19 protein-coding genes and 3 pseudogenes are annotated in these 21,495 nt (G+C 68.5%); 14 read left to right on the forward strand and 8 right to left on the reverse strand.

Translation table 11 applies throughout. The features are described from left to right. Positions 1-2: 2 nt before the first annotated feature. Both AX769_RS12130 and AX769_RS12135 read right to left on the reverse strand, forming a co-directional pair. The gene (locus AX769_RS12130) at positions 3-1,199 is read right to left on the reverse strand and encodes a CaiB/BaiF CoA-transferase family protein (protein WP_066279631.1); all 1,197 of its coding nucleotides are present in this window, start codon (positions 1,197-1,199) and stop codon (positions 3-5) included. A 71-nt stretch (positions 1,200-1,270) separates the two neighbouring features. Continuing rightward, on the reverse strand, positions 1,271-2,020 hold the full coding sequence (locus AX769_RS12135; RefSeq protein ID WP_082763790.1) for a phosphatase PAP2 family protein: 750 nt from the start codon (positions 2,018-2,020) through the stop codon (positions 1,271-1,273). Positions 2,021-2,086: 66 nt separating this feature from the next. Here AX769_RS12135 and AX769_RS12140 point away from each other — a divergent pair, with 66 nt between their 5' ends. The 5 genes and pseudogenes from AX769_RS12140 (at position 2,087) to AX769_RS12150 (ending at position 7,937) form a co-directional block, all read left to right on the forward strand. Continuing rightward, positions 2,087-3,694, forward strand: a complete 1,608-nt coding sequence (locus tag AX769_RS12140) for a CDP-glycerol glycerophosphotransferase family protein (protein WP_066279638.1) — start codon at positions 2,087-2,089, stop codon at positions 3,692-3,694. 92 nt (positions 3,695-3,786) lie between these two features. Continuing rightward, positions 3,787-4,248: pseudogene (locus AX769_RS25715) on the forward strand (CDP-glycerol glycerophosphotransferase family protein); the annotation flags it as partial. Continuing rightward, positions 4,152-4,894 (forward strand): annotated as a pseudogene (locus AX769_RS25235) (CDP-glycerol glycerophosphotransferase family protein); the annotation flags it as partial. The pseudogenes AX769_RS25715 and AX769_RS25235, both read left to right, overlap by 97 nt. A gap of 827 nt (positions 4,895-5,721) precedes the next feature. After that, complete coding sequence (locus tag AX769_RS25240; RefSeq protein ID WP_239451771.1) at positions 5,722-6,345, forward strand: glycosyltransferase; 624 nt, start codon at positions 5,722-5,724, stop codon at positions 6,343-6,345. Between the two features lie 5 nt (positions 6,346-6,350). Further along, positions 6,351-7,937 (forward strand): glycosyltransferase family 39 protein, encoded by a 1,587-nt coding sequence (locus AX769_RS12150; protein WP_066279640.1) that lies wholly within the window; start codon positions 6,351-6,353, stop codon positions 7,935-7,937. 181 nt (positions 7,938-8,118) lie between these two features. Here AX769_RS12150 and AX769_RS12155 read toward each other — a convergent pair whose 3' ends face one another. Next, on the reverse strand, positions 8,119-8,583 hold the full coding sequence (locus AX769_RS12155) for a MarR family winged helix-turn-helix transcriptional regulator (protein ID WP_066279643.1): 465 nt from the start codon (positions 8,581-8,583) through the stop codon (positions 8,119-8,121). 147 nt (positions 8,584-8,730) lie between these two features. On the opposite strand from AX769_RS12155, the pseudogene argG reads away from it, so the two are divergent. Continuing rightward, positions 8,731-10,172 (forward strand): annotated as a pseudogene (gene argG, locus AX769_RS12160) (argininosuccinate synthase). 184 nt (positions 10,173-10,356) lie between these two features. On the opposite strand, the gene AX769_RS12165 reads toward argG, so the two are convergent. Further along, on the reverse strand, positions 10,357-11,847 hold the full coding sequence (locus AX769_RS12165; RefSeq protein WP_369824026.1) for an MFS transporter: 1,491 nt from the start codon (positions 11,845-11,847) through the stop codon (positions 10,357-10,359). Between the two features lie 67 nt (positions 11,848-11,914). Between AX769_RS12165 and AX769_RS12170 the strand changes: the two genes are divergently transcribed. Further along, entirely contained in the window at positions 11,915-12,604 is a 690-nt protein-coding gene (locus AX769_RS12170; protein WP_066279646.1) for a TetR/AcrR family transcriptional regulator, read from the forward strand. Here AX769_RS12170 and AX769_RS12175 read toward each other — a convergent pair. Continuing rightward, positions 12,601-13,137 carry a TetR/AcrR family transcriptional regulator gene (locus AX769_RS12175; protein WP_066279649.1) on the reverse strand — a complete coding sequence of 179 codons (537 nt, stop codon included), beginning with the start codon at positions 13,135-13,137 and terminating at the stop codon, positions 12,601-12,603. The genes AX769_RS12170 and AX769_RS12175 overlap by 4 nt on opposite strands. An 81-nt stretch (positions 13,138-13,218) precedes the next feature. Between AX769_RS12175 and AX769_RS12180 the strand changes: the two genes are divergently transcribed. Both AX769_RS12180 and AX769_RS12185 read left to right on the forward strand, forming a co-directional pair. Beyond that, complete coding sequence (locus AX769_RS12180; protein ID WP_066279655.1) at positions 13,219-14,199, forward strand: amidohydrolase family protein; 981 nt, start codon at positions 13,219-13,221, stop codon at positions 14,197-14,199. After that, positions 14,192-14,911, forward strand: a complete 720-nt coding sequence (locus AX769_RS12185; protein WP_066279656.1) for an SDR family NAD(P)-dependent oxidoreductase — start codon at positions 14,192-14,194, stop codon at positions 14,909-14,911. Before AX769_RS12180 ends, AX769_RS12185 begins: the two co-directional genes overlap by 8 nt. Positions 14,912-14,939: 28 nt before the next feature. Here AX769_RS12185 and AX769_RS12190 read toward each other — a convergent pair whose 3' ends face one another. Together AX769_RS12190 and AX769_RS12195 are read right to left on the reverse strand one after the other, a co-directional pair. Further along, the gene (locus AX769_RS12190) at positions 14,940-15,674 is read right to left on the reverse strand and encodes an SDR family NAD(P)-dependent oxidoreductase (protein ID WP_066279657.1); all 735 of its coding nucleotides are present in this window, start codon (positions 15,672-15,674) and stop codon (positions 14,940-14,942) included. 2 nt (positions 15,675-15,676) lie between these two features. After that, positions 15,677-16,288 (reverse strand): NADPH-dependent F420 reductase, encoded by a 612-nt coding sequence (locus tag AX769_RS12195; protein WP_066279659.1) that lies wholly within the window; start codon positions 16,286-16,288, stop codon positions 15,677-15,679. Positions 16,289-16,425: 137 nt separating this feature from the next. Between AX769_RS12195 and AX769_RS12200 the strand changes: the two genes are divergently transcribed. The 3 genes from AX769_RS12200 to AX769_RS12210 all read left to right on the forward strand — a co-directional run bounded on the left by AX769_RS12200 (position 16,426) and on the right by AX769_RS12210 (position 18,389). Beyond that, positions 16,426-17,088 (forward strand): TetR/AcrR family transcriptional regulator, encoded by a 663-nt coding sequence (locus AX769_RS12200; RefSeq protein ID WP_066279661.1) that lies wholly within the window; start codon positions 16,426-16,428, stop codon positions 17,086-17,088. 41 nt (positions 17,089-17,129) lie between these two features. Then, positions 17,130-17,891, forward strand: a complete 762-nt coding sequence (locus tag AX769_RS12205; RefSeq protein WP_066279663.1) for a ParA family protein — start codon at positions 17,130-17,132, stop codon at positions 17,889-17,891. Between the two features lie 99 nt (positions 17,892-17,990). Further along, positions 17,991-18,389, forward strand: coding sequence for a Rho termination factor N-terminal domain-containing protein (locus AX769_RS12210; protein ID WP_066279666.1), 399 nt, complete (start codon positions 17,991-17,993; stop codon positions 18,387-18,389). Between the two features lie 185 nt (positions 18,390-18,574). On the opposite strand, the gene AX769_RS12215 is transcribed toward AX769_RS12210, so the two are convergent. Then, the gene (locus AX769_RS12215; RefSeq protein WP_066279668.1) at positions 18,575-19,420 is read right to left on the reverse strand and encodes an SDR family oxidoreductase; all 846 of its coding nucleotides are present in this window, start codon (positions 19,418-19,420) and stop codon (positions 18,575-18,577) included. A gap of 110 nt (positions 19,421-19,530) precedes the next feature. Between AX769_RS12215 and AX769_RS12220 the strand changes: the two genes are divergently transcribed. Beyond that, entirely contained in the window at positions 19,531-20,124 is a 594-nt protein-coding gene (locus AX769_RS12220) for a TetR/AcrR family transcriptional regulator (protein ID WP_157887603.1), read from the forward strand. Between the two features lie 944 nt (positions 20,125-21,068). Beyond that, on the forward strand, positions 21,069-21,491 hold the full coding sequence (locus AX769_RS12225; protein ID WP_066279673.1) for a hypothetical protein: 423 nt from the start codon (positions 21,069-21,071) through the stop codon (positions 21,489-21,491). The last annotated feature ends 4 nt before the right edge of the window (positions 21,492-21,495 follow it).

The raw sequence follows: 21,495 nt of genomic DNA on the forward strand, positions 1-21,495 counted from the left end.
ACTCAGGCCTTTCGGGGGGAAGAGGATGTCGCGGCGTCGAGCAGGTCGGCGGCGCTGGTGTTGCCGAGCCGCGGGGGAGGGCCGGGCTGCCGGGCCGGAGTGCGGGAGAGCCGCACCGGGTTGCGGACCTGCCTCAGCTCGCCGTCGCCCGGGCTCCAGGTCGGGTCGAGCCCGAGCCTGTCAGCGAGTGCGAACGCGTCGGCGATCGTGCCCACAGCCCCGGCGGCGATCCGCGCGCTCTGCAGGCGCGCCTGCCACACGGCGGCGGGCTCGGTGCGCAGGATCTCCTCCGCGGCGGCGGCGAGCGCGTCGCGATTCGCGACCCGCAGGGCGTTCGTCGCGAAGCGCGTGTCGACGGCGAGCGACGGCAGGCCGAGCGCGACGGCGAACCGCCCGAACTGCTCGTCGTTGCCGACCGCGACCGCGAGGGGGCCGTCGGCGCACTCCAGCGTCTCGTACGGTGCGATCGAGGGGTGCCGGTTGCCGAGCCGCCCGGGCGGGGTGCCGGTAGCGAGGTAGCCGCCGGCCTGGTTGACGAGCGAGCCGAGCAGGCTCGAGAGCAGGTTCACCTCGACGTGCTGGCCGCGGCCGGAGGTCTCGCGTTCGCGGAGGGCCGCCAGGATGCCGATGACGGCGTCCTTGCCGGTGAGCACGTCGACGAGGGCGACGCCGGCTTTCATGGGCGCGGCCCCCGGTTCGCCGGTGATGCTCATCAGCCCTCCGACGGCCTGCACCACGAAGTCGTAGCCGGGGATCTCGGACCCTGCCCCCGACCCGAAGCCGGAGATCGAGCACACGACGACGCCCCGGTTCGCGGCCGAGAGCGCAGCGTGGCCGAGCCCGAACGAGTCCATGAGGCCGGGGCGGAAGTTCTCGACGACGACGTCGGCCCGGAGGGCGATGGCGCGCGCCGTGCGGCGGTCGTCGGGGTCGGCGAGATCGAGGGCGATGCTGCGCTTGCCGCGGTTGACCGAGTCGAAGTACGAGCTGGTGCCGCTCGGCGACCAGGGCGGGCCCCAGTGGCGGGTCTCGTCGCCAGTGCCCGGCCGTTCGATCTTGATCACGTCGGCCCCGAGGTCGGCAAGGGTCATCGTGGCGAAGGGGCCGGCGAGGACCCGGCTGAAGTCGGCGACTGTGAGGCCGGCGAGGGGGCCGTCAGCCGACGAATGGTCAGCGGGGACAGGATCGACGTCGATCATGCGTGCTCCTCGGGCTGCTCGGGCTTCGGCTCTGCTGCCCGTCGAGAGAGGTTACCTCACCCGATGGGGCGCTACCGCCGCGCAGTATCGACGGCCGCCAGCGCTCGATACGTCCGCGGTATCACATAGCGGTTCCACAGCGTCAAGATGATCGTGGTGGCCGCCACCGACCAGAGCAGCGATGCGATGACGTCGGTCGGATAGTGCACGCCGAGGTAGATCACACTGAGGCCCACGACTGCCGCCCCGACGATGCCGAGCGTGATCGCGAGCCCCTGGAAGCGCGTGCCCCGGGCCAGGAAGATGAACGCCATCGCCAGGCTGGCAGCGAAGACGACATGGCCGCTCGGGTACGACGGGTCGGGCGGCGTGGGCAGGAAGGGGTGCGCGAGTGCGGTCGGGTCGGGGCGGTGCCGGTGCACCAGGATCTTGACGATGTCGCTGGGCACCCAGCTGACGGCCACGAGCACGGCGAACGTGACGGCGGCGCGCAGGTTGCGGGTGCGCGCCCAGATGATCGCCGTCAGAATCGCCGTGATGACGATCGCGGGTGCCGGGCTGATGATCGTGTAGACCGCGTGCGTGATCGTTGTCAGCACCTGCCGGTGAGCGTGGCTGAAGGCCTTGTCGACGGACAGGTCGGCGTGGGTCACTGCGTAGGTGTGCGACAGCACGAACCCGAACACGATGACGATCACCAGGGCTGCGGCCCCGAACGAGATCGCGTCGGACTGCCGGCGCACGACATGCAGGATGCCGGGCAGGTGGGGCGCGACGTCGACTCGGTCGCCGGCCGGGGCACTGTCTTTCATCCATGACATGCCGTCAGTCTCCTGCCCCGAGTCTCAGAAACGACCCAGAGGCGCGCCCGATAGGATCGGCGAGCCATGCCGACCATCGCCGAACGTCTCGCTCGAACGGCTCGGCGCGAGAGCATGGCCCGGGCGCGTCGGCGGCGGATCCGCCCCGACACCGTCTTCTACGAGTCGTTCGACGGCAACGGCGCGCTCTGCAACCCCGAGGCGATCTTCCGGCTGCTCGTCAGCGACCCCCGGTACCGGCGGTTGCGGCACGTGTGGTCGCTCGAACCCGGGCACGAGTCCGACCGGATCCGCGCCGAGTTCGCCGCCGACTCGCGGGTGACCTTCGTGACCCGCGGCACCCGAGCCTGGGTCACGGCCCTCTCGACGAGCGGATGGCTTGTCGGCAACGCCACCTTCCCCCGCTGGTTCTCGAAGCGGCCCGGCCAGACGTACCTCAGCACCTGGCACGGCGTGCCGCTCAAGGCGATGGGCTTCGACATCGGCGACCCGGCGTCACGCGTCGCGAACGTGCTGCGCACCTTCCTCCACGCCGACGTGCTGCTCTCGACCGGCCCGTACATGACCGACCGGCTCTACCGCGACGCGCACAAGCTCGGCAGGATCGCGGGTGCTCGGGTGCTCGAGACCGGGTATCCGCGCATCGACCACCAGTTCGCCTCCGCCCCCGACGTCGAGGCGACGCGCGCCGCCCTGCGAGAGGCCGGTGTCGACCTCGACGGGCGCGAGCTCGTGCTCTACGCGCCGACGTGGAGGGGCACGAACTTCTCGAAGCCCGACGACGACGCGGCGGCACTGCTCGCCACGGTGAACGAGCTGCAGCGGCGGCTCGGCGAGCGCTACCGGGTGCTTGTGAAGACGCACCAGGTCGTGCACGCGTTCGCCCGGGGGCGAGGCGAGTTCGAGGGCGTCCTGGTGCCGAACGACCTACCGACCAACCGGGTGCTCGCCGTCGCCGACCGGTTGGTCACCGACTATTCGAGCATCTTCTTCGACTACCTCGTCAGCGGCCGGTGCATCCACTTCCTTGTGCCCGACCTCGCCGACTACTCGCAGTATCGCGGCCTCTACATCGAGCCGAGTGACTGGCCGGGCTCCGTGTCGACGGATGTCGCGAGCGTCGCCGAGGTCATCGCGCACGGAGAAGTCGTCGACACGTCGGCCGCCCGCGGGCGCTTCGTGCCGCACGACGACGGCGGGGCGGCGCGGCGCGTCGTCGACTCCGTCTTCGGCGGCATCGGCGACCAGGGCTTCACACTGACTGCCCCGGGCCAACCGGCCGTCCTGCTGGTGGTCGGCGGCTTCCCGGCAGGCGACAGGGCGACCCGCGTCGAGGCCGAGCTCGCCCGCATCGACCTCGACGAGGTCGACGTGAGCGTCATCGTCTCCGACGACCGCCGACCCGCCTTTCTGGCCTGGCAGGTCGATCTCGACAGCCGCGTGCGCATCATGGTGCGGCAGGGCGAGATCGCAGGATCGACCGTGGCCCAGATCGCGCGCCGCCTCGGCCTCGGCCGCCACACCGGTCTGTGGTCGGCCGAGGTGACAAGGCTGTTCGGCAGCGCCCGTTTCACCCGCGTGGTCGACCTCTCGGGCAGCCCCGACTTCTGGGCGCCACTCGCCCGTGCCGTCTCGGTCACCTCTGCGACACCCGGGCCCGTCACCCTTTCTTAGAGCTTTCTGCGAGTTGCCACGTGAACTGGCGTTCGCGGACGACTCCGGAAGGCAGAGGTGGCATGAGCGCAGCATCGAAGGCGAAGAGAACCATGAAGAGGGCGCGCACGGCGTTGCGGTTCGAGCAGATCGCACGAGCTCGGCGGCTGCCCGTCGAGGCCGACACGGTGCTCTACGAGTCGTTCGCCGGCAGCGGGGTGCTCGACAATCCCGAGGCGATCTTCCGCGAGATCCTGGCGTCGCCCGATCTCGCCCACCTGCGTCACGTCTGGGCCCTCGACAAGTCGAGCGCCCACGACGCCGTGCGCCGCGAGTTCCAGAGCGACCGCCGCGTGCGGTTCGTCGAGCGCGAGAGCGCCGACTACTGGAAGGCGCTCTCGACCAGCGGAACCCTGGTCAACAACGCCACGTTCCCCGTGCAGTTCGGCAAGCGGCCCGGCCAGGTCTACCTCAACACGTGGCACGGCACACCCCTCAAGGCGATGGGCTACGACATGCCCGACGGCGCCCGCGAGTCGGCGAACACCATCCGCAACTTCGTGCAGGCCGACTACCTGCTGGCGCAGAACGCCTTCATGGCCGAGCAGATGTACGGCCGGGCCTACAAGCTCGACGGCGTCTTTCGCGGCACCGTGATCCGCGAGGGTTACCGCGGGTCGACCGCCAGCGGCTCGCGCCCGACGACGTCCTGCGAACGCGCGATGCTCTCGACGCCCGCGGCCTGGGCCTCGGCAGCCGCCGCATCGTGTTGTACGCGCCGACCTGGCGCGGCGACTCCTTCGGCAATCCGTCCGACGACGTCGAAACCCTCGTGCGAACGGTCGCCGATCTGCAGCAGCGCCTCGGCGACGAGTACGTCGTGCTGCTGAAGACTCATCAGATCGTCGAGCGATTCGTCGGTGGGCGACCGGACCTCGCTCGCATTCTGGTGCCCGGCTCGATGCCGACCAACGTCGTTCTTGGTGTCGCCGACAGCCTGATCACCGACTTCTCGTCGATCTTCTTCGACTTCCTCGCCACCGGGCGCCGCATCGTCTTCTTCACCCCGACCGCGACTCGTACGATGCGGCCCGAGGCCGCTACTTCACCGACGACGAGCTGCCCGGGGTGGTCTGCGAGAGCGTCGACCAGGTGGAGGACGCCCTCACGGCGGCCCCCGGCGACCCTCTCCTGCGCGAGAGCACGCGGGACGCTTGGCAGCAGCGCTTCACGAGCGACGGCGCGGGGCAGAGCGCTCGCCGCGTGGTCGACATCGTCTTCCGGCAGCGCACCCGCGGCTACGACGTGCACCGGGTCACACACGACGACCGCACGTCGATCCTGATCCACGCCGGCAACCTCGCCTCCAACGGCATCACGGCCTCGCTGCTCAGCCTGCTGCGAGCCCTGCCGCCCGAGCGCTTCGACGTGTCGATCGCCTACACCCGGTCGCAAGCCGCCCAGCAGCTCGTCAACAGCGAGCACGTGCCGGCGCACGTCCGGCAGTTCCCACGCATCGGCGGTATGAACGGGACGAAATGGCAGCAGCTGCGGCGTCACCAGGCCTACCGCGGCCGTCGCCCCGACGCACACCGCCTCGACCCCGACCAGCGTCGGCTGTGGGACGACGAGTGGGCGCGTTGCTTCGGCGACGTGACCTTCGACCGCATCGTCGACTTCAGCGGCTACAGCCCGCTCTGGGCGCAGCTGCTGCTGCACTCGCCCGAGGCACCCCGCGCCATCTGGCTGCACAACGACATGGCCGCCGAGGTGCACCGCGAGGTGCACGGCAAGCACCCTCTCGAGCTCAGCCTGCCGGCCATCTTCGGCACCTACCCGAGCTATGACGACCTCGCCGCCGTCTCGCCGCGCCTCGCCCGAATCAACGAGAAGAGCCTTCCCGACTCCGTCGTCACAGGCCGTCGCATCCACCCGGTCGCGAACGTCGTCGACGCGCACCGCATCCAGACCCTCGCCGCGGCCGAGCCGTACGCGGGGGAGTCGCCGCACCTCGCCGACCCGAGAGCGAGCGGATCACTCCCGAATGGGTGCGCGACCTGGTCGCACCGACGTCGACAGCGCCCGCGCCGAAGTGGTTCGTCACGGTCGGCCGCTACACCAACGAGAAGAACCACGAGCGCCTCATCACCGCGTTCGCCTCCGTCCACCGTCGGCACCCGGAGGCGCGCCTGCTGATCGTCGGCCACGGGCCCCTTCAGGAGTCGCTCGCCCGGCTGATCGTGCGCCTCGGCCTCGTCACGGTCGCGCACATCACCGGGGCGCTGTCCAACCCGTTCTCGGTGATGAGCCGCGCCGACTGCTTCGTGCTCTCGAGCGACTACGAGGGGCAGCCGATGGTGCTGCTCGAAGCCTCGGTCCTCGACATGCCCATCGTCTCGACCCGATTCGCGACAGTTGAAGACGCCCTGCCGGAAGACACCATCCACATCGTCGAGCAGGATGCCGAGGCGCTCGCCGAGGGCATGATCGCCTTCCTCGACGGGCGTGTCGAGCGGTCTCACCTCGACAGCACCGCCTACAACGAGCGGGCTGTCGCCAGCTTCCTCGAGGCGTTGCGGCTTCCCGTCGCCGCGCGGTCGACGCCTGCGCCTGCCCTTGCGCCTGCCACTGCCACTGCCACTGCCACTGCCCCGACGGTCAGGGCTCTCTGATCGGGATGACGAGCACCGCCGAGATCCGGATCGCGCCACCGTCGACGGTCGGGCGACCCACCACCGACGTCGCTCGCTCGTCATCCCTGGCCCCATGGGTCCTCGGCCTGATCGCCAGCGTCGTCGCGTCGCTCGGCTCGTGGATCCCGTCCCTCTGGGGCGACGAGGCCGCGAGCGTCCTGTCGGCCACGCGGCCGATCGGCAGCCTCTTCGCCATGCTGACGCACGTCGATGCCGTGCACGGCACTTACTACTTCGGGCTGCATTGGTGGATCGCCGTGTTCGGCGCGTCGCCGTTCTCGGTGCGGATGCCGCCGGCGATCGCCGTCGGGCTCGCCGTCGTGGCGGTGGTGCTGCTGGTTCGCCGCCTCGCCGACCCCCGCACGGCGCTGGTCGGCGGGGTGATCTGCATCCTGCTGCCGCGTTTCACGTACATGGGCGAGGAGACGCGGTCGTACGCCTTCTCGGCGGCGGTCGTCGCCTGGGCGATGCTGCTGCTCGTCGATCTCGTGAGCGGTCGCCGCGGCGGCCGGCGCTGGTGGGTGCTCTACGGCGTGCTCATCGCCGTGGGCGTCTACATCTTCATGTACACGGCGCTGCTGCTCGTCGCGCACGCGATCCTGCTCGCGGCGGTCAGGGCACCCCGGCGCACCTGGCGATCCTGGCTGATCGCCGCCGTCGTCGGTGTTTCAGCGGCCGGCCCCGTCGTCGTCTTCTCCGTGCTCGAGCGCAGCCAGATCGCGTTCCTCTCGACCGAGACCACCACCGACTTCACCTCCCTGGCCGTCGGGCTGTGGTTCTGGACGTGGTGGTACGCGCTGATCGCGTGGGCGCTGATCGTCGGGGGCGTCGCCTCCTGGTCAGCCGGTCTGATCCGGGCGCGTCGCCGTGCGGCTCGCGTCGCCCCCGGGTCGGATGCCGCGCGGTCGGCGCGCGTGCCGAGCCTCGAGCTCGTCGGGCTGGTGTGGCTGGCCGTGCCAGGGGTGATCCTGCTGCTCTCGAACATCCCGTTCGCCGACTTCACCGGCCGGTATCTCTCGATGTCGGCGCCGGGCGCCGGTCTGCTCATGGCGGCGGGCGTCCGGGCGCTGGCCGCGCTACCGTGGCGGACGGCCCGGGTGCGCGGCCTCGTCGCCGTTCTCCTCGTCGTCGGCGTGTCCGTTGCGGCTCTGCCGAGCTGGGTGTCCCAGCGAACCCTCTACGCCAAGAACCAGAGCGACTGGGCCGAGATCAGCACCGCCGTCGGGGCCCATGCGAGCCCCGGGGGCGCCGTGGTGTTCGACGAGTCCACCCGACCCTCGAAGCGACCCCGCCTCGCACTCCACACCTACCCGGCGGGCTTCCGCGGCCTCACGGACGTCACCCTGTCGGTGCCGTACACGCGGAGTCCGACCTGGTACGACCGCGAACTGACGGTGCCGCAGGCGCTCGCGGACGGGCGATTCCGCGGATACAGAGAGGTGTGGCTGATCGAGTACTCGACGGGGAAGACCACCGACACGTACGGTCTCGCCGACCTCGAGAAGGCGGGCTACCGGGTCTCGGCGACGTATCGAACCCACCGCAGCGAGATCCTCGAGCTTCGCGACTGACACGACGCGACGTCCTGACGGGAAGAGACGGCGGTTGGAGCGCGACATCCTCCCGTGTCGCAGGTTTCTTCTGCGGCGTGGCCCGGCTTCCTCCCCGAGCGGCGGCCGATCCTGGTGAGCCGCTGCCTCCTGCCCTGGCGGCGCGAGGGTCGCTCGCGCGCAGGGCGACGCCCGCGGCGGCCTACTCCGGGTGGCGGTCGCCCGCGGCGGGGCGCGCCGTCAGGATCTCGACGAGCCGATCGAGCAGCGGCATCGCACCGGCCAGGGCATCGCGCTCGTCGGCCGTGAACTCGTCGAGCGCCCGCTGCAGCACCTGTGTGCCGGCCTCGTCGTAGCGCACGAGGTTGGCGAGCGCCTCGGGCGACGGCGAGATCGCCGTGCTGCGCGAGTCGACCGTATCGGTTTCGCGCGTGATCAGCCCTGCGGCGAGCATCGCCTTGATGAGGTTGCTGACGGTCGAGCGCGCGAGTCGCAGGTTGTCGGCGAGTTCGCCAGGGCTCTGCGGGCTGTGAGCATGCAACGCGCGCAGGATCTCGACGTGCGCCTCGGGCAGGTCTGGCAAGGCGGCCTCGGCGCGGGTGGTGCGCAGGGCGGCGCGGCGGAGGGGGCCGAGCAGGCGGTTCAGGTCGGCGGCGGTGGTGTCCATGGGTGGCCTCGGCAAGCAAAAAAAGGGGGGCGTGATCGTCACCCCGTGCTGAAATCCTAGCGAGGAGAGCGCCGCTGGCGGGGTCCCCACTTCGAGCGGGCCCGACAGCGTCCGGCGAGAGGGGTCTCAGCCTCTACGCTTGATGGCATGTCCAAGGTCTTGAGCAGTCTCCCCGTCGGCGAGCGAGTCGGCATCGCGTTCTCCGGGGGGCTCGACACCTCCTGCGCCGTCGCGTGGATGCGCGAGAAGGGCGCGGTGCCCTGCACGTACACCGCCGACATCGGCCAGTACGACGAGCCCGACATCGACTCGGTGGCCGAGCGCGCCCACCAGTACGGCGCCGAGATCGCCCGCCTGGTCGACGCCAAGAGCGCTCTCGTCGAGGAGGGCCTCGTCGCGCTGCAGACCGGCGCCTTCCACATCCGATCGGGCGGCAAGACGTACTTCAACACGACGCCCCTCGGCCGCGCCGTCACCGGCACCATGCTCGTGCGAGCGATGAAAGACGACGGCGTCGACATCTGGGGCGACGGCTCGACCTACAAGGGCAACGACATCGAGCGTTTCTACCGGTACGGCCTGATGGCCAACCCGCGCCTCCGCGTCTACAAGCCGTGGCTCGACGCTTCGTTCGTCGAGGAGCTCGGCGGCCGCAAAGAGATGAGCGAGTGGCTCGTCGCCCGCGGCTTCCCCTACCGCGACGCCACCGAGAAGGCCTACTCGACCGACGCCAACATCTGGGGCGCCACCCACGAGGCGAAGAGCCTCGAAGAGCTCTCCTCGGGCCTCGACATCGTCGAGCCGATCATGGGTGTGGCCGCCTGGCGCGACGACGTCGAGGTCGCGACCGAGGTCGTGTCGGTGCGGTTCGAAGCCGGCCGCCCGGTCGCGATCAACGGCGCCGAGTTCGCCGACGCCGTCGCCCTCGTCTACGAGGCCAACGCCATCGGCGGCCGCCACGGCCTCGGCGCATCCGACCAGATCGAGAACAGGATCATCGAGGCCAAGAGCCGCGGTATCTACGAGGCCCCCGGCATGGCTCTGCTGCACATCGCCTACGAGCGCCTGCTCAACGCGATCCACAACGAAGACACGATCGCGGCTTACCACAACGAGGGTCGCCGTCTCGGTCGCCTGATGTACGAGGGCCGCTGGCTCGACCCGCAGTCGCTGATGCTGCGCGAGTCCTTGCAGCGCTGGGTCGCCTCGGCCGTCACCGGCGAGGTCACACTCCGCCTGCGTCGCGGCGACGACTACACGATCCTCGACACCACCGGCCCCGCCCTCAGCTACCACCCGAGAAGCTCTCGATGGAGCGCGTCGGCGACGCCGCCTTCGGCCCCGGCGACCGCATCGGCCAGCTGACGATGCGCAACCTCGACATCGCCGACTCGCGCGCACGGCTCGAGCAATACGCCGCCGCCGGCCTCATCGGCGGCGCGACCGCCGAGCTGGTCGGCGAGCTCCAGGCGGGCGAGTCCGAGCAGATCCTCGGGGAGTCCGCGCCCGGCTCGGCCGCCGACGCGGCGCTCGAACGTGCCACCGATGCCGCGTCCGAGGGTGCCGCGTTCGACTCCGGCACCGACTGACCCCCCGGCACGTTCCGCCGGGCCTCGCGGCACCTCTCGCGGGGCGTGCGCCTCGCCGGCAAGACCCCGGGTTCCGGCCGTGGTCCCCGTGCCGCGGCGCTGGGACCTTGGCCGAAAGGCGGGGTGTCACTCCTAGGCTGCTTCGGGTGGGCGTCTGTCGGCGGAAGTGCGATCTCGCGGTGCGTCAGGCGCCGGCTCCGGCGGGGGCGGGGGCGGGCGAAGAGCGCCGGGCACGGACGATGCCCCAGGCCACCAGCGTCGCGGCGATGGCGGTGAGCGCGAGCCCGCCGACGAGCACAGCCGCGTGGAACTGCCCCGTTTGCACGGTAGACCAGTGACCCGCGGCGAAGTCGCCGACGAACAGCCCGGTGATCACCGTGCCGGCGATGGCGATCGCGACGCCGGTGGCGACCTCCGAAGCGGTGTCGACGAGCGCCGAGCCGATCGACGTGCGGTTCTCGGGCAGGCCGCGCAGCACGTTCATGCCGGCGATCACGCCGTTGACACGGATCGCTGCGGCGACGAGCGCCAGCGCGATCGCAACCCAGACGTAGCCGTACGACCCGAGCACGGCGAACACCGCGAGACCGACGACGACGGCGATCGAGCTGAGCCATGCGGCGGCGTCATAGCCGACCTTCTCGACGAATCGGTTGACGAAGGGTCCGGCGCCGATCAGCACGATCACCTGGGGCAGCATGCCGATCGAGGCGAGCGCGGGCGGCCAGCCCCAGTCGAGCTGCAGCTGCAGCGTGACGAAGTAGCCGAGGCCGGCCACCGCGAGACCGGTCGCGGCCTTGTATGCCAGGCCGCTTGAGACGAGAGGAAGCGCGATGAGCTTCAGGTCGATCAGCGGGTGGCGGGCGCTGCGCTCTCGTGAGACGAACGAGACCGCTGCGGCGACGGCGGCCACGACGGCGAGCCAGGGGGCCCAGGATCCTGCGCCCTCGTTCACGAAGAGGCTGGGAGCCACGAGGGCGAGCACGATCGTGACCGTGCCGAGCACGGCGCCGATCACGTCGATCGGGTCGCGGTGCAGCTCTGCGGGCTCGTCGCGGGCGATGCCCGTGCGGATGCCGACGAACGCGAGGGCCGCGATCGGCACGTTGACGAGCAGCAGCACCTGCCACGGGGCGACGGCGAGGACGAAGCCGCCGGCGGTCGGCCCGATGGCCAGACCGACCAGGCCGACGGTGGAGACGAGGGTCATGGCGCGGACGCGCAGGGCATCGGTGGTGAACAGGCGGAAGGCGAGGGCGATCGAGCCGGGGGTGGTCATCGCCGCGGCGACGCCCATGAGGGCGCGGACGGCGATGAGCTCACCCGAGGTCGAGACGAAGGCGGTCGCGAGGCTGGCGACGCCGAGCAGCACGAGGCCGATCAGCATGACTCGTCGGCGGCCGAAGCGGTCGGCGAGGGCGCCGAACGCGAGCATCAGGCCGCCGAAGACGACGGAGTAGGCGCCGGTCACCCACTGGAGGGAGGTCGTGGTCGCGTCGAGGTCGCGGCCGATGGTGGGGAGGGCGACGTTGAGGATCGAGTTGTCGAGCATCTCGAAGAGGAAGACGGCTGACAGGCCGGCGAGGGCGATCCACGCCTCGCGAAGGGAGCGCGGCGAGCGCTTCGCCGTGGCGGAGGCAGCGGGAACCAGCTGCGGGGGAGTCGATGTAGTCACGAACACTGTTCTACTTACGAACGGCGTTCTTGTCAAGTACGGTGTTCGTGTCAAGTACAGTAGGGGCATGCCCGAGACGACCGAATGGCACGAACGCCGACCGTCACGACCGCGCAAGGCCCCGATCACGGTCGAGCGCATCATGGCCACGGCTTTCGCCCTCGTCGAGGCGGAGGGGTTCGACGCGCTCACCATGCGGCGCGTGGCGGCAGCCCTCGAGACCGGGCCGGCATCCCTCTACGCGCACGTCAAGAACAAGGCGGAGCTCGACGACCTGCTGATCGGAGAGCTCAGCTCGCGCGTGCCGCTGCCCGCCCCGGATCCTGCGCACTGGCAGGAGCAGATCGGGGCCGTCTGCGGTCGTCTCCGCGACGAGTTCCTGCGATTTCCCGGCATCTCGCGCGCCGCCCTCGCGGCGGTGCCGAACAGCCTCGACACCCTGCGGATCAGCGAGGGCATGCTCGGAATCCTGCTGGCCGGGGGAGTGGCGCCGCGTCGAGCCGCCTGGGCGATCGACGCGATCTTCCTCTACGTCTGCGCGTACACGCTCGAGGCGTCGCTGCGCGTCGATCACACGGACGGCGTCGAGGGGCAGGCGTTCGATCGCGCCGAGGTCGTCGCGCGGCTCGAGTCGCTGCCGGCCAAGCGCTTCCCGAACACCGTCGAGCACGCGCGAGAGCTGACCGCGGGCGCCGGGCACGACCGGTTCGATTTCGTGCTCGACACGCTGCTGCGCGGGTTGGTGTCGGAGGTCTAGCCCTTCGTTCCGCGCGAGAGAAGCTCGTTCGCGGCCTCGACGAGGGCGTCGATGTCGATGCGGTCGAAGGCGTCGAGCTTCAAGAAGTGTCGCGCGATCGTCAATCCCAGGATGCTGCTGACGGCGAGTGTGGCGCGGACGTCGGCGTCGTCGCCCTCGAACGACTTCTCGAGGTTCTCGACGCGCTCGTCGAGGAAGGCCCTCATCGACGCCGCGGCCTCGGGCACGGTGAACATCGACCGGACGAGCGCGCGGGTCTCGGGCGGCAGGTCGCCGAGGCGCATGCTCAGCACGTCGGCGAGGTGATCGGATGCGGCCGCGGAGTCGTCGGCGGGCAACTGGGCGGCGTTCGCGAAGAGCTGCGCCTTCGACCCGAAGTGCTGCATGACGAGCGAGGCGTGCACCCCGGCGCGTTCGGCGATGCCGCGGATCGTCGCGCCGTCGAAGCCGTGCTGCGCGAACTCCTGCTGGGCGGCGTGCAGGATCTTCTGCGACGTCTCGGCCCTGCGTGCGTCTCTCGTGGTGCCCGGCATGGGATTCACTCTACAAGCGTTTAGCGAAAGTGCTACCGTGCTCGCTAGACATCTGTTTAGCGAAATCCCGAGGAGACACCCGTGACGATCATCGCCATCGAAGAGCACTGGACGACACCGGAGCTCGCCTCAGCACTGAAGGCGCTGCCGACCGAGCGGCAGGACGACAGCCTCGCCCTCAACCAGATGGGCGACAGCCTCGAACGGCTGCACGACGTGGGGGAGGGGAGGATCGCCGCGATGGACGAGCAGGGTATCGACGTGCAGATCCTCTCGGTGGCGCCGCCCGCGACCGGGCCCCTCGATCCTGCTGACGCCCTCGCGTTCAGTCGCGACCTCAACGACATCGCTGCGGCCGCGGTCGCCGAGCATCCGACGCGTCTGAAGGCGATGGCCACGCTGCCGATGGCGTCGCCCGGCGATGTCGCGGCCGAGCTCACCCGCGCGGTCGGCAACGGGGCCGTCGGCGCCATGGTCTACGGGCGCACAGGGGAGAGGGCGCTCGACGACCCGGCCCACGACGACCTCTTCGCGACGGCCGCGGCCCTCGGGCAACCGATCTTCATCCACCCGCAACTGCCGGCGCCGTCGGTGCGCGACGCGCTCTACTCCGGCTTCGACCCTCTGACGAACCTGGGGCTGTCGACGTTCGGCTGGGGCTGGCACATCGAGGCCGCGACCGCCGCCCTGCGCCTGATCACCCGCGGCACCTTCGACCGGCACCCCGGCCTCAAGCTCGTGCTCGGCCACTGGGGCGAGCTGCTGCTGTTCTGGCAGGATCGCGTCGACAGCCTCTCGCGCATCGCCGGCCTCGATCGCACGGTCTCCGAGGTGCTGCGCACCAACGTCTTCATCACCAGCTCGGGCATGCTCAGCCCGGCCCTGCTGCACCACGCGCTCGAGGTCTCGTCGATCGACCAACTGCTCTTCTCGACCGACTACCCCTTCCAGCAACCCACCGCCTCCGAGATCCAGGCCTTCCTCGGCGAGTTCGCCAGCGACCAGGATCGCGAGAAGTTCACCTCCGCCACCGCACGAAAGGTCTTCGGCCTCCATGACTGACACCACCACCGCCACCAAGCACGCCCTCGTCATCGGCGCGTCCCGTAACCTCGGCCTGGGGCTCGCGGAGGAGCTGTCCTCCCGCGGCTGGCACGTCGTCGGCACCGTCCGCGGCTCGGCACGCACCGGGCTGCACGATCTCGCATCTCGGGGCGACGACGACGGCCGCAGGATCACGGTCGAGCACGTCGACATCACCGTCCCGTCGTGCATCGCCGGCCTTCGCGACCGGCTGACGTCGGCGGAGTCGGCGCCGTTCGATCTGCTCTTCGTCAACGCCGGCATCACCGACGACGACATCCCCGTGGGCGAGGTCTCCGCCGACGTCTTCAGCCGAGTGCTGCTGACGAACGCGTGGGCTCCGATGCAGGTCGTCGAGACCCTCGGCGCCCTCGTCACACCTCGCGGAACGATCGCCGTGATGTCGTCGCGGCAGGGCAGCATCGGCATGAACGAGCGGGGAGGCCACGAGGTCTACCGCGCCAGCAAGTCAGCGCTGAACCAGCTCATGCGCAGCTACGCCGCTCGCGCGGACGGCGCGCAGACGCTGCTGCTCGTCCACCCGGGCTGGGTGCAGACCGAGCTCGGCGGCGCCGGCGCGCAGCTCACCGTCGCCGACAGCACGCCCGGCATCGTCAACATGCTCGAGGCGCACGCGGGGGAGCCGGGGCTGCAGTTCCGCGACTACCGCGACCAGGTGGTGCCCTGGTGACCGCGTCGCACCGGGCTCCGCAGCGCGATCAGATCACCGTGGTGCCGCCGTCGACGACCAGCTCCTGGCCGTTGACGTAACTCGAGTCGTCGGAGGCGAGGAAGAGCGCGACCGATGCGATCTCCTCCGGCTGGCCCATCGACCGACGGGGGATCACGGACTCGAACTGCGCTTTCAGCTCGGGGGTCATCACCGCCGCCATCATCGGCGACGAGACCTGGCCCGGGGTCAGCACGTTCACGCGGATTTTCCGGTCTCTCAACTCGGAGGTCCACACGCGTGCGTAGGCGGGCAGCACGGCCTTGCTGCCGGCGTAAACGCTCCAGTCGGGGTAGCCCCGAAGCGAAGCGTTCGACCCGGTCATGATGATCGAGCCGCCGTCGACAAGCAGCGGCAGCGCCTTTTGCACCGTGAACAGCGTGCCCTTCGCGTTCAGCGAGAAGGCTGCGTCGAACTGCTCCTCGGTGATCTCGCCGAGCTTGCCCTGCGCTCCTGCGCCGGCACTGGCCCACAGCACGTCGATCGAGCCCCTCTCGCGCCGGACGGTCTCGAACAGGCGGTCGAGGTCGGCGAGGTTCGCCGAGTCGCCCTGCACTCCGGTGACGTTGCGGCCGACCAGGGCGACGGCGTCGTCGAGGGCATCCTGCCGCCGACCCTGGATGAAGACGTGCGCGCCCTCGTCGACGAACAGCTTCGCGCCAGCCAGAGCCATCCCGCTCGTCGCGCCCGTGATCACGGCGACCTTGCCCTCGAGCTTGCCCATGATCACTTCACCGCCAGAGCGCTGTCGAAGCCGGCGCCGTTGTTCGCCAGTCCCACGAGGAGGATGCCGGCCCATTCGAGGGCGTAGGCCATGTCGAGCCCTCCGGCGTCTCGAGGGGTCATGCCGAGACTTTCGACGAAGTCGGCGAAGAGGGCTTTCGCCTCGGCGCTGTTGCTCGCGAAGAGCGCGTCGAGTGGTTCGTCTCGGGCGATGACGCCGCCGAAGATCGTGTTGAACGCCTTCACGACGTGGGTGTTCTCGGGGGCGACGGCGGCGATCCGGTGCGCGACCGAGTCGCCCGGCGTCGTGACGACCCCACTGGCGTCGGCGTTGAACGGGTTCGAGATGTCGACGAGGGTCTTGCCGGCGAGCGCGTCACCGAACTGCTCGACGACTCCGACGGCGTCGGCGAACAGGATCGCGACGATGACGATGTCGCCCGCTGGTGTCGCGCCGAACGCCGCGGTGGTGGCTCCGTGGCCGATCTGGTCGGCGAGAGTCTGGGCCTTGGCGGGGTCTCGGCTCAGGATCTCGACGGTGTGGCCGTGCTTCGCCGCCCGGGTGCCGATGGCGCTGGCCATGTTGCCCGAGCCGATGATGCTGATGGTGGTCATTGCGGTTCTTCCCTCTTCGTGAGTGGATCGGTTCGCCGGGGGAGTGGAGCATCAAGATGAGGCACCCCTCCGGTTATGGGTTGCAACAGGAGGGGTGCCTCCTGTTATTCCCGAGTGTTCCGAGGTAAGTTGACCGAATGAGCACCACCGACCTTCCCCAGACGCGGATGCCGCGGCGTCGGGACGCCCGGGAGCATCACGACAAGCTCCTCGCCGCAGCCCAAGAGGAGTTCGCCGTCCGGGGCGTCGACGCGTCACTGGAGAAGATCGCCCGAGACGCGGGCGTCGCCATCGGCACGCTCTACCGCCACTTTCCGACCCGGTTGGATCTGCTCGTCGCCGCCTTCGAGCCTCGGTTGCAGGCCTTCCTCGACGATGCCGCTCGGGCCCTGGAGATCGGCGACCCGTGGGAGGGTTTCGTCTCGTATCTCGAGAACCTCTTCCGCGTGCAAGCGGGGGACCGCGGCTTCAACGACTTCCTCTCGCGCCGCTTTCCCGGTAGCGCGGAGACCGAGCGCATCCATGACCGGATGTGCCAGCAGATCGGCGATGTGCTCGTTCGAGCGCAGGATGCCGGCGTCGTCCGCACCGACATCACGCTGGCCGACATCGTGAACCTCATCTGGTCGAACGGCCGGATGATCGACGCCACCAGTGTCACCGCGCCGGGAGCCTGGCGCCGTCACCTCTATCTCATGCTCGACGCCTACCGGGCCGAGCGCGCGCACTCGATCCCCGAGCCGCCGATGACCGACGAACAGCTCTACGACGCCATGGTGCGGCTCAGCCGGGTCGGCTGACAGTCGCGGTCATCGATCCCCACTGGAGAAACAGGGAACACGTGAAAGTCATCGCGGTCTACAGCACGAAGGGCGGCGTCGGCAAGACGACCGCAGCGGTCAACCTCGCCTGGGAGGCCTCGCGGGACTTCCGAGTGCTGCTCTGGGACCTGGATCCGCAAGGAGCCGCAACCTACCTCCTCAACGTCAAACCGAAGGTGAAGGGCGGGGTGGAGGCTCTGGTCGCCAAGAAGGCTTCTCTCGGCTCCGCGATTCGGCGCACGACCTTTGCCCGGCTCGATGTGCTTCCCGCTGACGCCAGCTACAGCGCACTGGACCTGGTCCTCGACCATGCGAAGAACTCGACGGGCCGAGTCCGGGCAGCTCTCGACACCGTGCGCTCCGACTACGACGTCGTCCTCCTCGACTGCCCTCCCGGTTCATCGCTGGTTGCGGAGAACGCGGTGTCGGCCGCCGATCTCGTGGTCCTCCCCATAGTCCCGTCGCCCTTGAGTCTCCGTTCTGTGGATCAGGTGCACGAGTTCGTCGCTTCGTCGGAGGGCAAACCGCCCCTCCTCGCGTTCCTGTCGATGGTCGACCGGCGCAAGGCACTCCACCGCGACGCGGTGATCTCTCTGCCACGCGCGGTCGCCGGCATGACCAACATCGTCGTGCCCGGGACGGTGCTCATCGAGAAGATGGGCATCGAACGTCGCCCCATCGGGGTGTACGCCCCGAACACGGCGGCGGCACACGCCTTCGCCGAACTGTGGGTGCGAATCCAATCGACGGCCAAGGCTCGGCAGCGCAAGCCGAAGAACTGACACGGGAGGGTCGGCGACAGGTGAGGCGCAGGGGTGTTTACCTTGGCATGCCACACTGTCCACTTCGTGTTCACATCGCACGCGAAGGAAGGAACGACCATGGCCAAGCAGAAGAAGCTCGAGAAGACGGCACGGAAGGCGTACGACCACGCCAAAGACGCCGTGAAGACCGCCGAGAAAGCCGCGGCCAAGGTCGCGAAGAAGAAGCGCCCCGCCTCCGTCGACCTGGCACGAGACCTCGAGAACGTCAAAGCGTCCCTCAAATCGTCGAAAAAATCCGCACGCTCCACGGCTGCAGCCACGCTCGGGGCTGATGTGACGTCACCAGCCGATGTCTACACGCCACCACTGCCGGTGCCGTCGACCGGTTCGGACGTGTCGGCCGATCTTCACGCTCAGACCGTCATCGCACTGCGTGAGCTGGCGAAATCGAAGGGCCTGACGAACATCGCGCGCTTGAACAAGGCCGCCCTGATCGACAAGATCGAGAACGCCTGACGGATCGGCCCTCACCGATGAGCGGCGACAAGCCCGAGCTTGATTGTCATTCCCTCGGGAAGGTGCCCGAACCGGTCAGTCGTGAGGGCGGCGATTTTCGCGAGCGAATGCGCCCAAAGAAGAGAGATCAGACCTGCCCGCGGCGGAGGCCGCATGGGTGCTGACCGCCGATGATGCAGATTGACTCACAGATTCACCGCGCTCGAAAAGTCCGTCGAAGAGGCGAGGTCGCGTTGCAGTTCGTGTGCTGCGAGCCGAGCGGTCAGCGTTGCCTTTATGGCTCCGAACGAGTCGCTGCCCAGCACAACGCGTCGCGGGGCAGGTGTCTGATCCACGGTCCGGATGACGGCGGCGGCGATCTTCACGGGGTCTCCGCTGGATTCGTGTTCAGGTTGCTGGATTGCTCGCACCATCGCGGCAGGGCTTCCGTCGTAGGCCGACATGGGCTCCGCGAGCTGGAGGCTGCCGTGCCGGAAGTTCGTGCGGGCGCCACCGGGTTCGATGATGGACACCCCGATGCCGAATGCAGCGACTTCTTGAGCCAACGCATCCATGAATCCCTCAATGCCCCATTTGCTGGCTTGGTAGAGAGATGCGCCGGGCATTGCTGTCTGACCGGCAACGCTGGACATCTGGATGATGCGGCCATGCCCTTGCATCCGAAGGTGGGGCAGCGCTGCACGCGCAACCTGGATCGAGCCGATGAGGTTCGTGTCGATAACGTGCGCGATCTGGTCGTCGCTGACTTCTTCTGCTGCACCGAAGAGGCCGTAGCCCGCATTGTTCACGACGACATCGATGGACCCGAGCTCCGTGAAGGCGCGAGCGACGACCGCCTTGATCTCGTCGGTGTCCGTGACGTCGAGGTGAGCGACCCAGAGGCGGTCGCTGTATTCGGCCGACAGGTCGTCGGTCGAGCCAAGGGTGCGGACCGTTCCGGCGACCCGGTCACCGTGGTGGAGCAGCTGCTCCGTAAGTTCACGACCAAAGCCGCTATTGATGCCGGTGATGAACCAGGTGCGTTGTGGCATGTCTGCCTTCTTCCTGTGTCGGAGGGTCACGCTGAGTAGCGAGACGTCACTGCCGAGTAAATTATGGCACAGCTGTGCCACAATCGTCTGCAGGGTGTAGATTGAACGGTGTGGATGGACAAACGATCAGGCTCCGCGAACGTACGCGCCGGGCCGTCCGAGCCGAACTCGTCGCCGAGGCAATGGCCCTCTTCCTCCACAAGGGCTTCGAAGCGACGACGGTGGAAGACATTGCCGTTGCGGCGGGGCTGTCCCGCCGCAGCTACTTCCGCTATTTCGCCAGTAAGGACGAAGTGCTCGCTGAAGGGCTCGCGGAGGTCGGTCGAGCGATCGCTGATTCCGTGGCCAGCAGACCTGACAGCGAGTCACCGTGGACTGCACTCCGTCGCGGATTCGATTCTCTGATCGACCAGGCCGAGAGGTACCCGCGAACTCGCGACATGGGAAGCCTAATGATCGATGGCCCGGCAATCGAGGCCAGTCACCAGAACAAGATGGTGCGCTGGCAAGCGTCGATCGCTGACGCATTGACGACGCGCCTACCGGAGGGAACCCGCAACGCCGCTTTCGTCGCTTCGTCCATTGCCGCGGCCGGTCTCGGGTGCTTCAACGTAGCGCAGGACGAATGGCGTCACACTGACAACCCGGTATCCCTTGGCGCGCTGACCGACGCCGCAATGACAGCACTCCAGCCGCTCAACTAATTGCCCGTCTAGTCTGACGGCCTGAGACGAGCCTTGATGGGTGAACCGCCTGCACGGCCAGGCAACCGGTCGACACTGTGTAGTCGCGATCAGTCGGCGTGCTCTGGGAGAAGGTCTCGGTCAGACGGGAGGGGGGGGGGCTCGAGTGTCACCGGTTTCTTCTCTGATTGCATTTTCTGCCAACAGAGTGATTACTACTTGACATAATGTGCATTATCAGCGCTCAGAAACACGATTTGTCTACCGTTCTGAATTCGCTGTCCGCCTAGGTGTGGAGGATCCTCATTGGCCTGATTCTTGCGAAGACGGGTGGCCGCTAGCGCGGTCGATCGCTGAGTCTCGCGCAAGTGTCGTCGACGCCACGCAGGAACTCGTGCCTCGAAAAGGTCTCGCGCCTTAAGACATTTGCTGACGGCAGTCAACTCGTGTTCCTAAGGGGGTCTCTCGCAATGGCGCTAATTCTTAGTTGAAATTTTACACGTGGAACGATAACTTTTGATCCGAGGCCAGAAGGCCCCGTCCACTCAACGAAGAGGTTTGATCATGAAATGCTTTCGCGGGTCGCTCATTGGAAGTGCTGCTGTCGCTCTCGTCCCGGTCCTGGGCCTCACGGCCCTGGCACCGCCGGCCTTCGCCGACAGTCGTTCGGCCGTCGCGGCTGTCCAAAGAGCCGAGCAGTCACGAGGAATTCCAGCGTCCGCGACAGGAGAAGTCTCGGAGGTTCCTGTTGGGCACGCGACGACTATCTCGGGGCAGGCAGGTCTCTGCGAATCGTCAGCGGCTCGGCTTCAAATCGGTCATCAGGTGCGGGCCCGGCCTACACGGCCGAGTCGATTGACCCATCGACCGCGCGCCTCGCAGCAGTCTTCTCTTCCCCGGAGACATCAACTGCGACGTGGGATCTCGGAAGCGGCCACCAGCTGCTTGTACTGCCGGACGGGCGTGTGAGTGTCTCCGACGAGGGCGGAGATTTGGAGGCGGGCGTCGAAGCTCCGTGGGCCGTCGACGCGACTGGGAAAGCCCTGAAGACCTACTACACGGTGGAGGGAACGCGCCTCGTTCAGCATGTCCAGTTCACTCCGAATACTGCATTCCCGGTCGTTGCAGACCCAACTGTCCACAGGTACTTCGGGTACTACACGGTCAACCTCAACAAGTCCGAGAGCGCGGCAGCAGTCGGAACCGTAGCCGGCTGCGCAGCGCTCTTCGCGAGGGCTCCCTACCCGGCCTCCCTCGTCGGCGTTGGTTGCGGTGTCTTCGCCGCCTTCAGTACGGTTCAACTCGCCGGCGGAAAATGTCTCGTCGTGCACATCGTGGGCTTTCCGCCAGCCTTAGCCACGTGGTGGCCTACGTTCCCGAAGTGCTAGAAGG

Source organism: Frondihabitans sp. PAMC 28766 (assembly GCF_001577365.1).
GTDB lineage: Bacteria > Actinomycetota > Actinomycetes > Actinomycetales > Microbacteriaceae > Frondihabitans.

Bases quoted from the DNA above. Each gene is read 5' to 3' on its own strand.
- AX769_RS12130 (WP_066279631.1), bottom strand. From the start codon at position 1,199: ATGATCGACGTCGATCCTGTCCCCGCTGACCATTCGTCGGCTGACGGC.
- AX769_RS12135 (WP_082763790.1), bottom strand. From the start codon at position 2,020: ATGTCATGGATGAAAGACAGTGCCCCGGCCGGCGACCGAGTCGACGTC.
- AX769_RS12140 (WP_066279638.1), top strand. From the start codon at position 2,087: ATGCCGACCATCGCCGAACGTCTCGCTCGAACGGCTCGGCGCGAGAGC.
- AX769_RS12150 (WP_066279640.1), top strand. From the start codon at position 6,351: ATGACGAGCACCGCCGAGATCCGGATCGCGCCACCGTCGACGGTCGGG.
- AX769_RS12155 (WP_066279643.1), bottom strand. From the start codon at position 8,583: ATGGACACCACCGCCGCCGACCTGAACCGCCTGCTCGGCCCCCTCCGC.
- AX769_RS12170 (WP_066279646.1), top strand. From the start codon at position 11,915: ATGCCCGAGACGACCGAATGGCACGAACGCCGACCGTCACGACCGCGC.
- AX769_RS12175 (WP_066279649.1), bottom strand. From the start codon at position 13,137: ATGCCGGGCACCACGAGAGACGCACGCAGGGCCGAGACGTCGCAGAAG.
- AX769_RS12185 (WP_066279656.1), top strand. From the start codon at position 14,192: ATGACTGACACCACCACCGCCACCAAGCACGCCCTCGTCATCGGCGCG.
- AX769_RS12190 (WP_066279657.1), bottom strand. From the start codon at position 15,674: ATGGGCAAGCTCGAGGGCAAGGTCGCCGTGATCACGGGCGCGACGAGC.
- AX769_RS12195 (WP_066279659.1), bottom strand. From the start codon at position 16,288: ATGACCACCATCAGCATCATCGGCTCGGGCAACATGGCCAGCGCCATC.
- AX769_RS12200 (WP_066279661.1), top strand. From the start codon at position 16,426: ATGAGCACCACCGACCTTCCCCAGACGCGGATGCCGCGGCGTCGGGAC.
- AX769_RS12210 (WP_066279666.1), top strand. From the start codon at position 17,991: ATGGCCAAGCAGAAGAAGCTCGAGAAGACGGCACGGAAGGCGTACGAC.
- AX769_RS12215 (WP_066279668.1), bottom strand. From the start codon at position 19,420: ATGCCACAACGCACCTGGTTCATCACCGGCATCAATAGCGGCTTTGGT.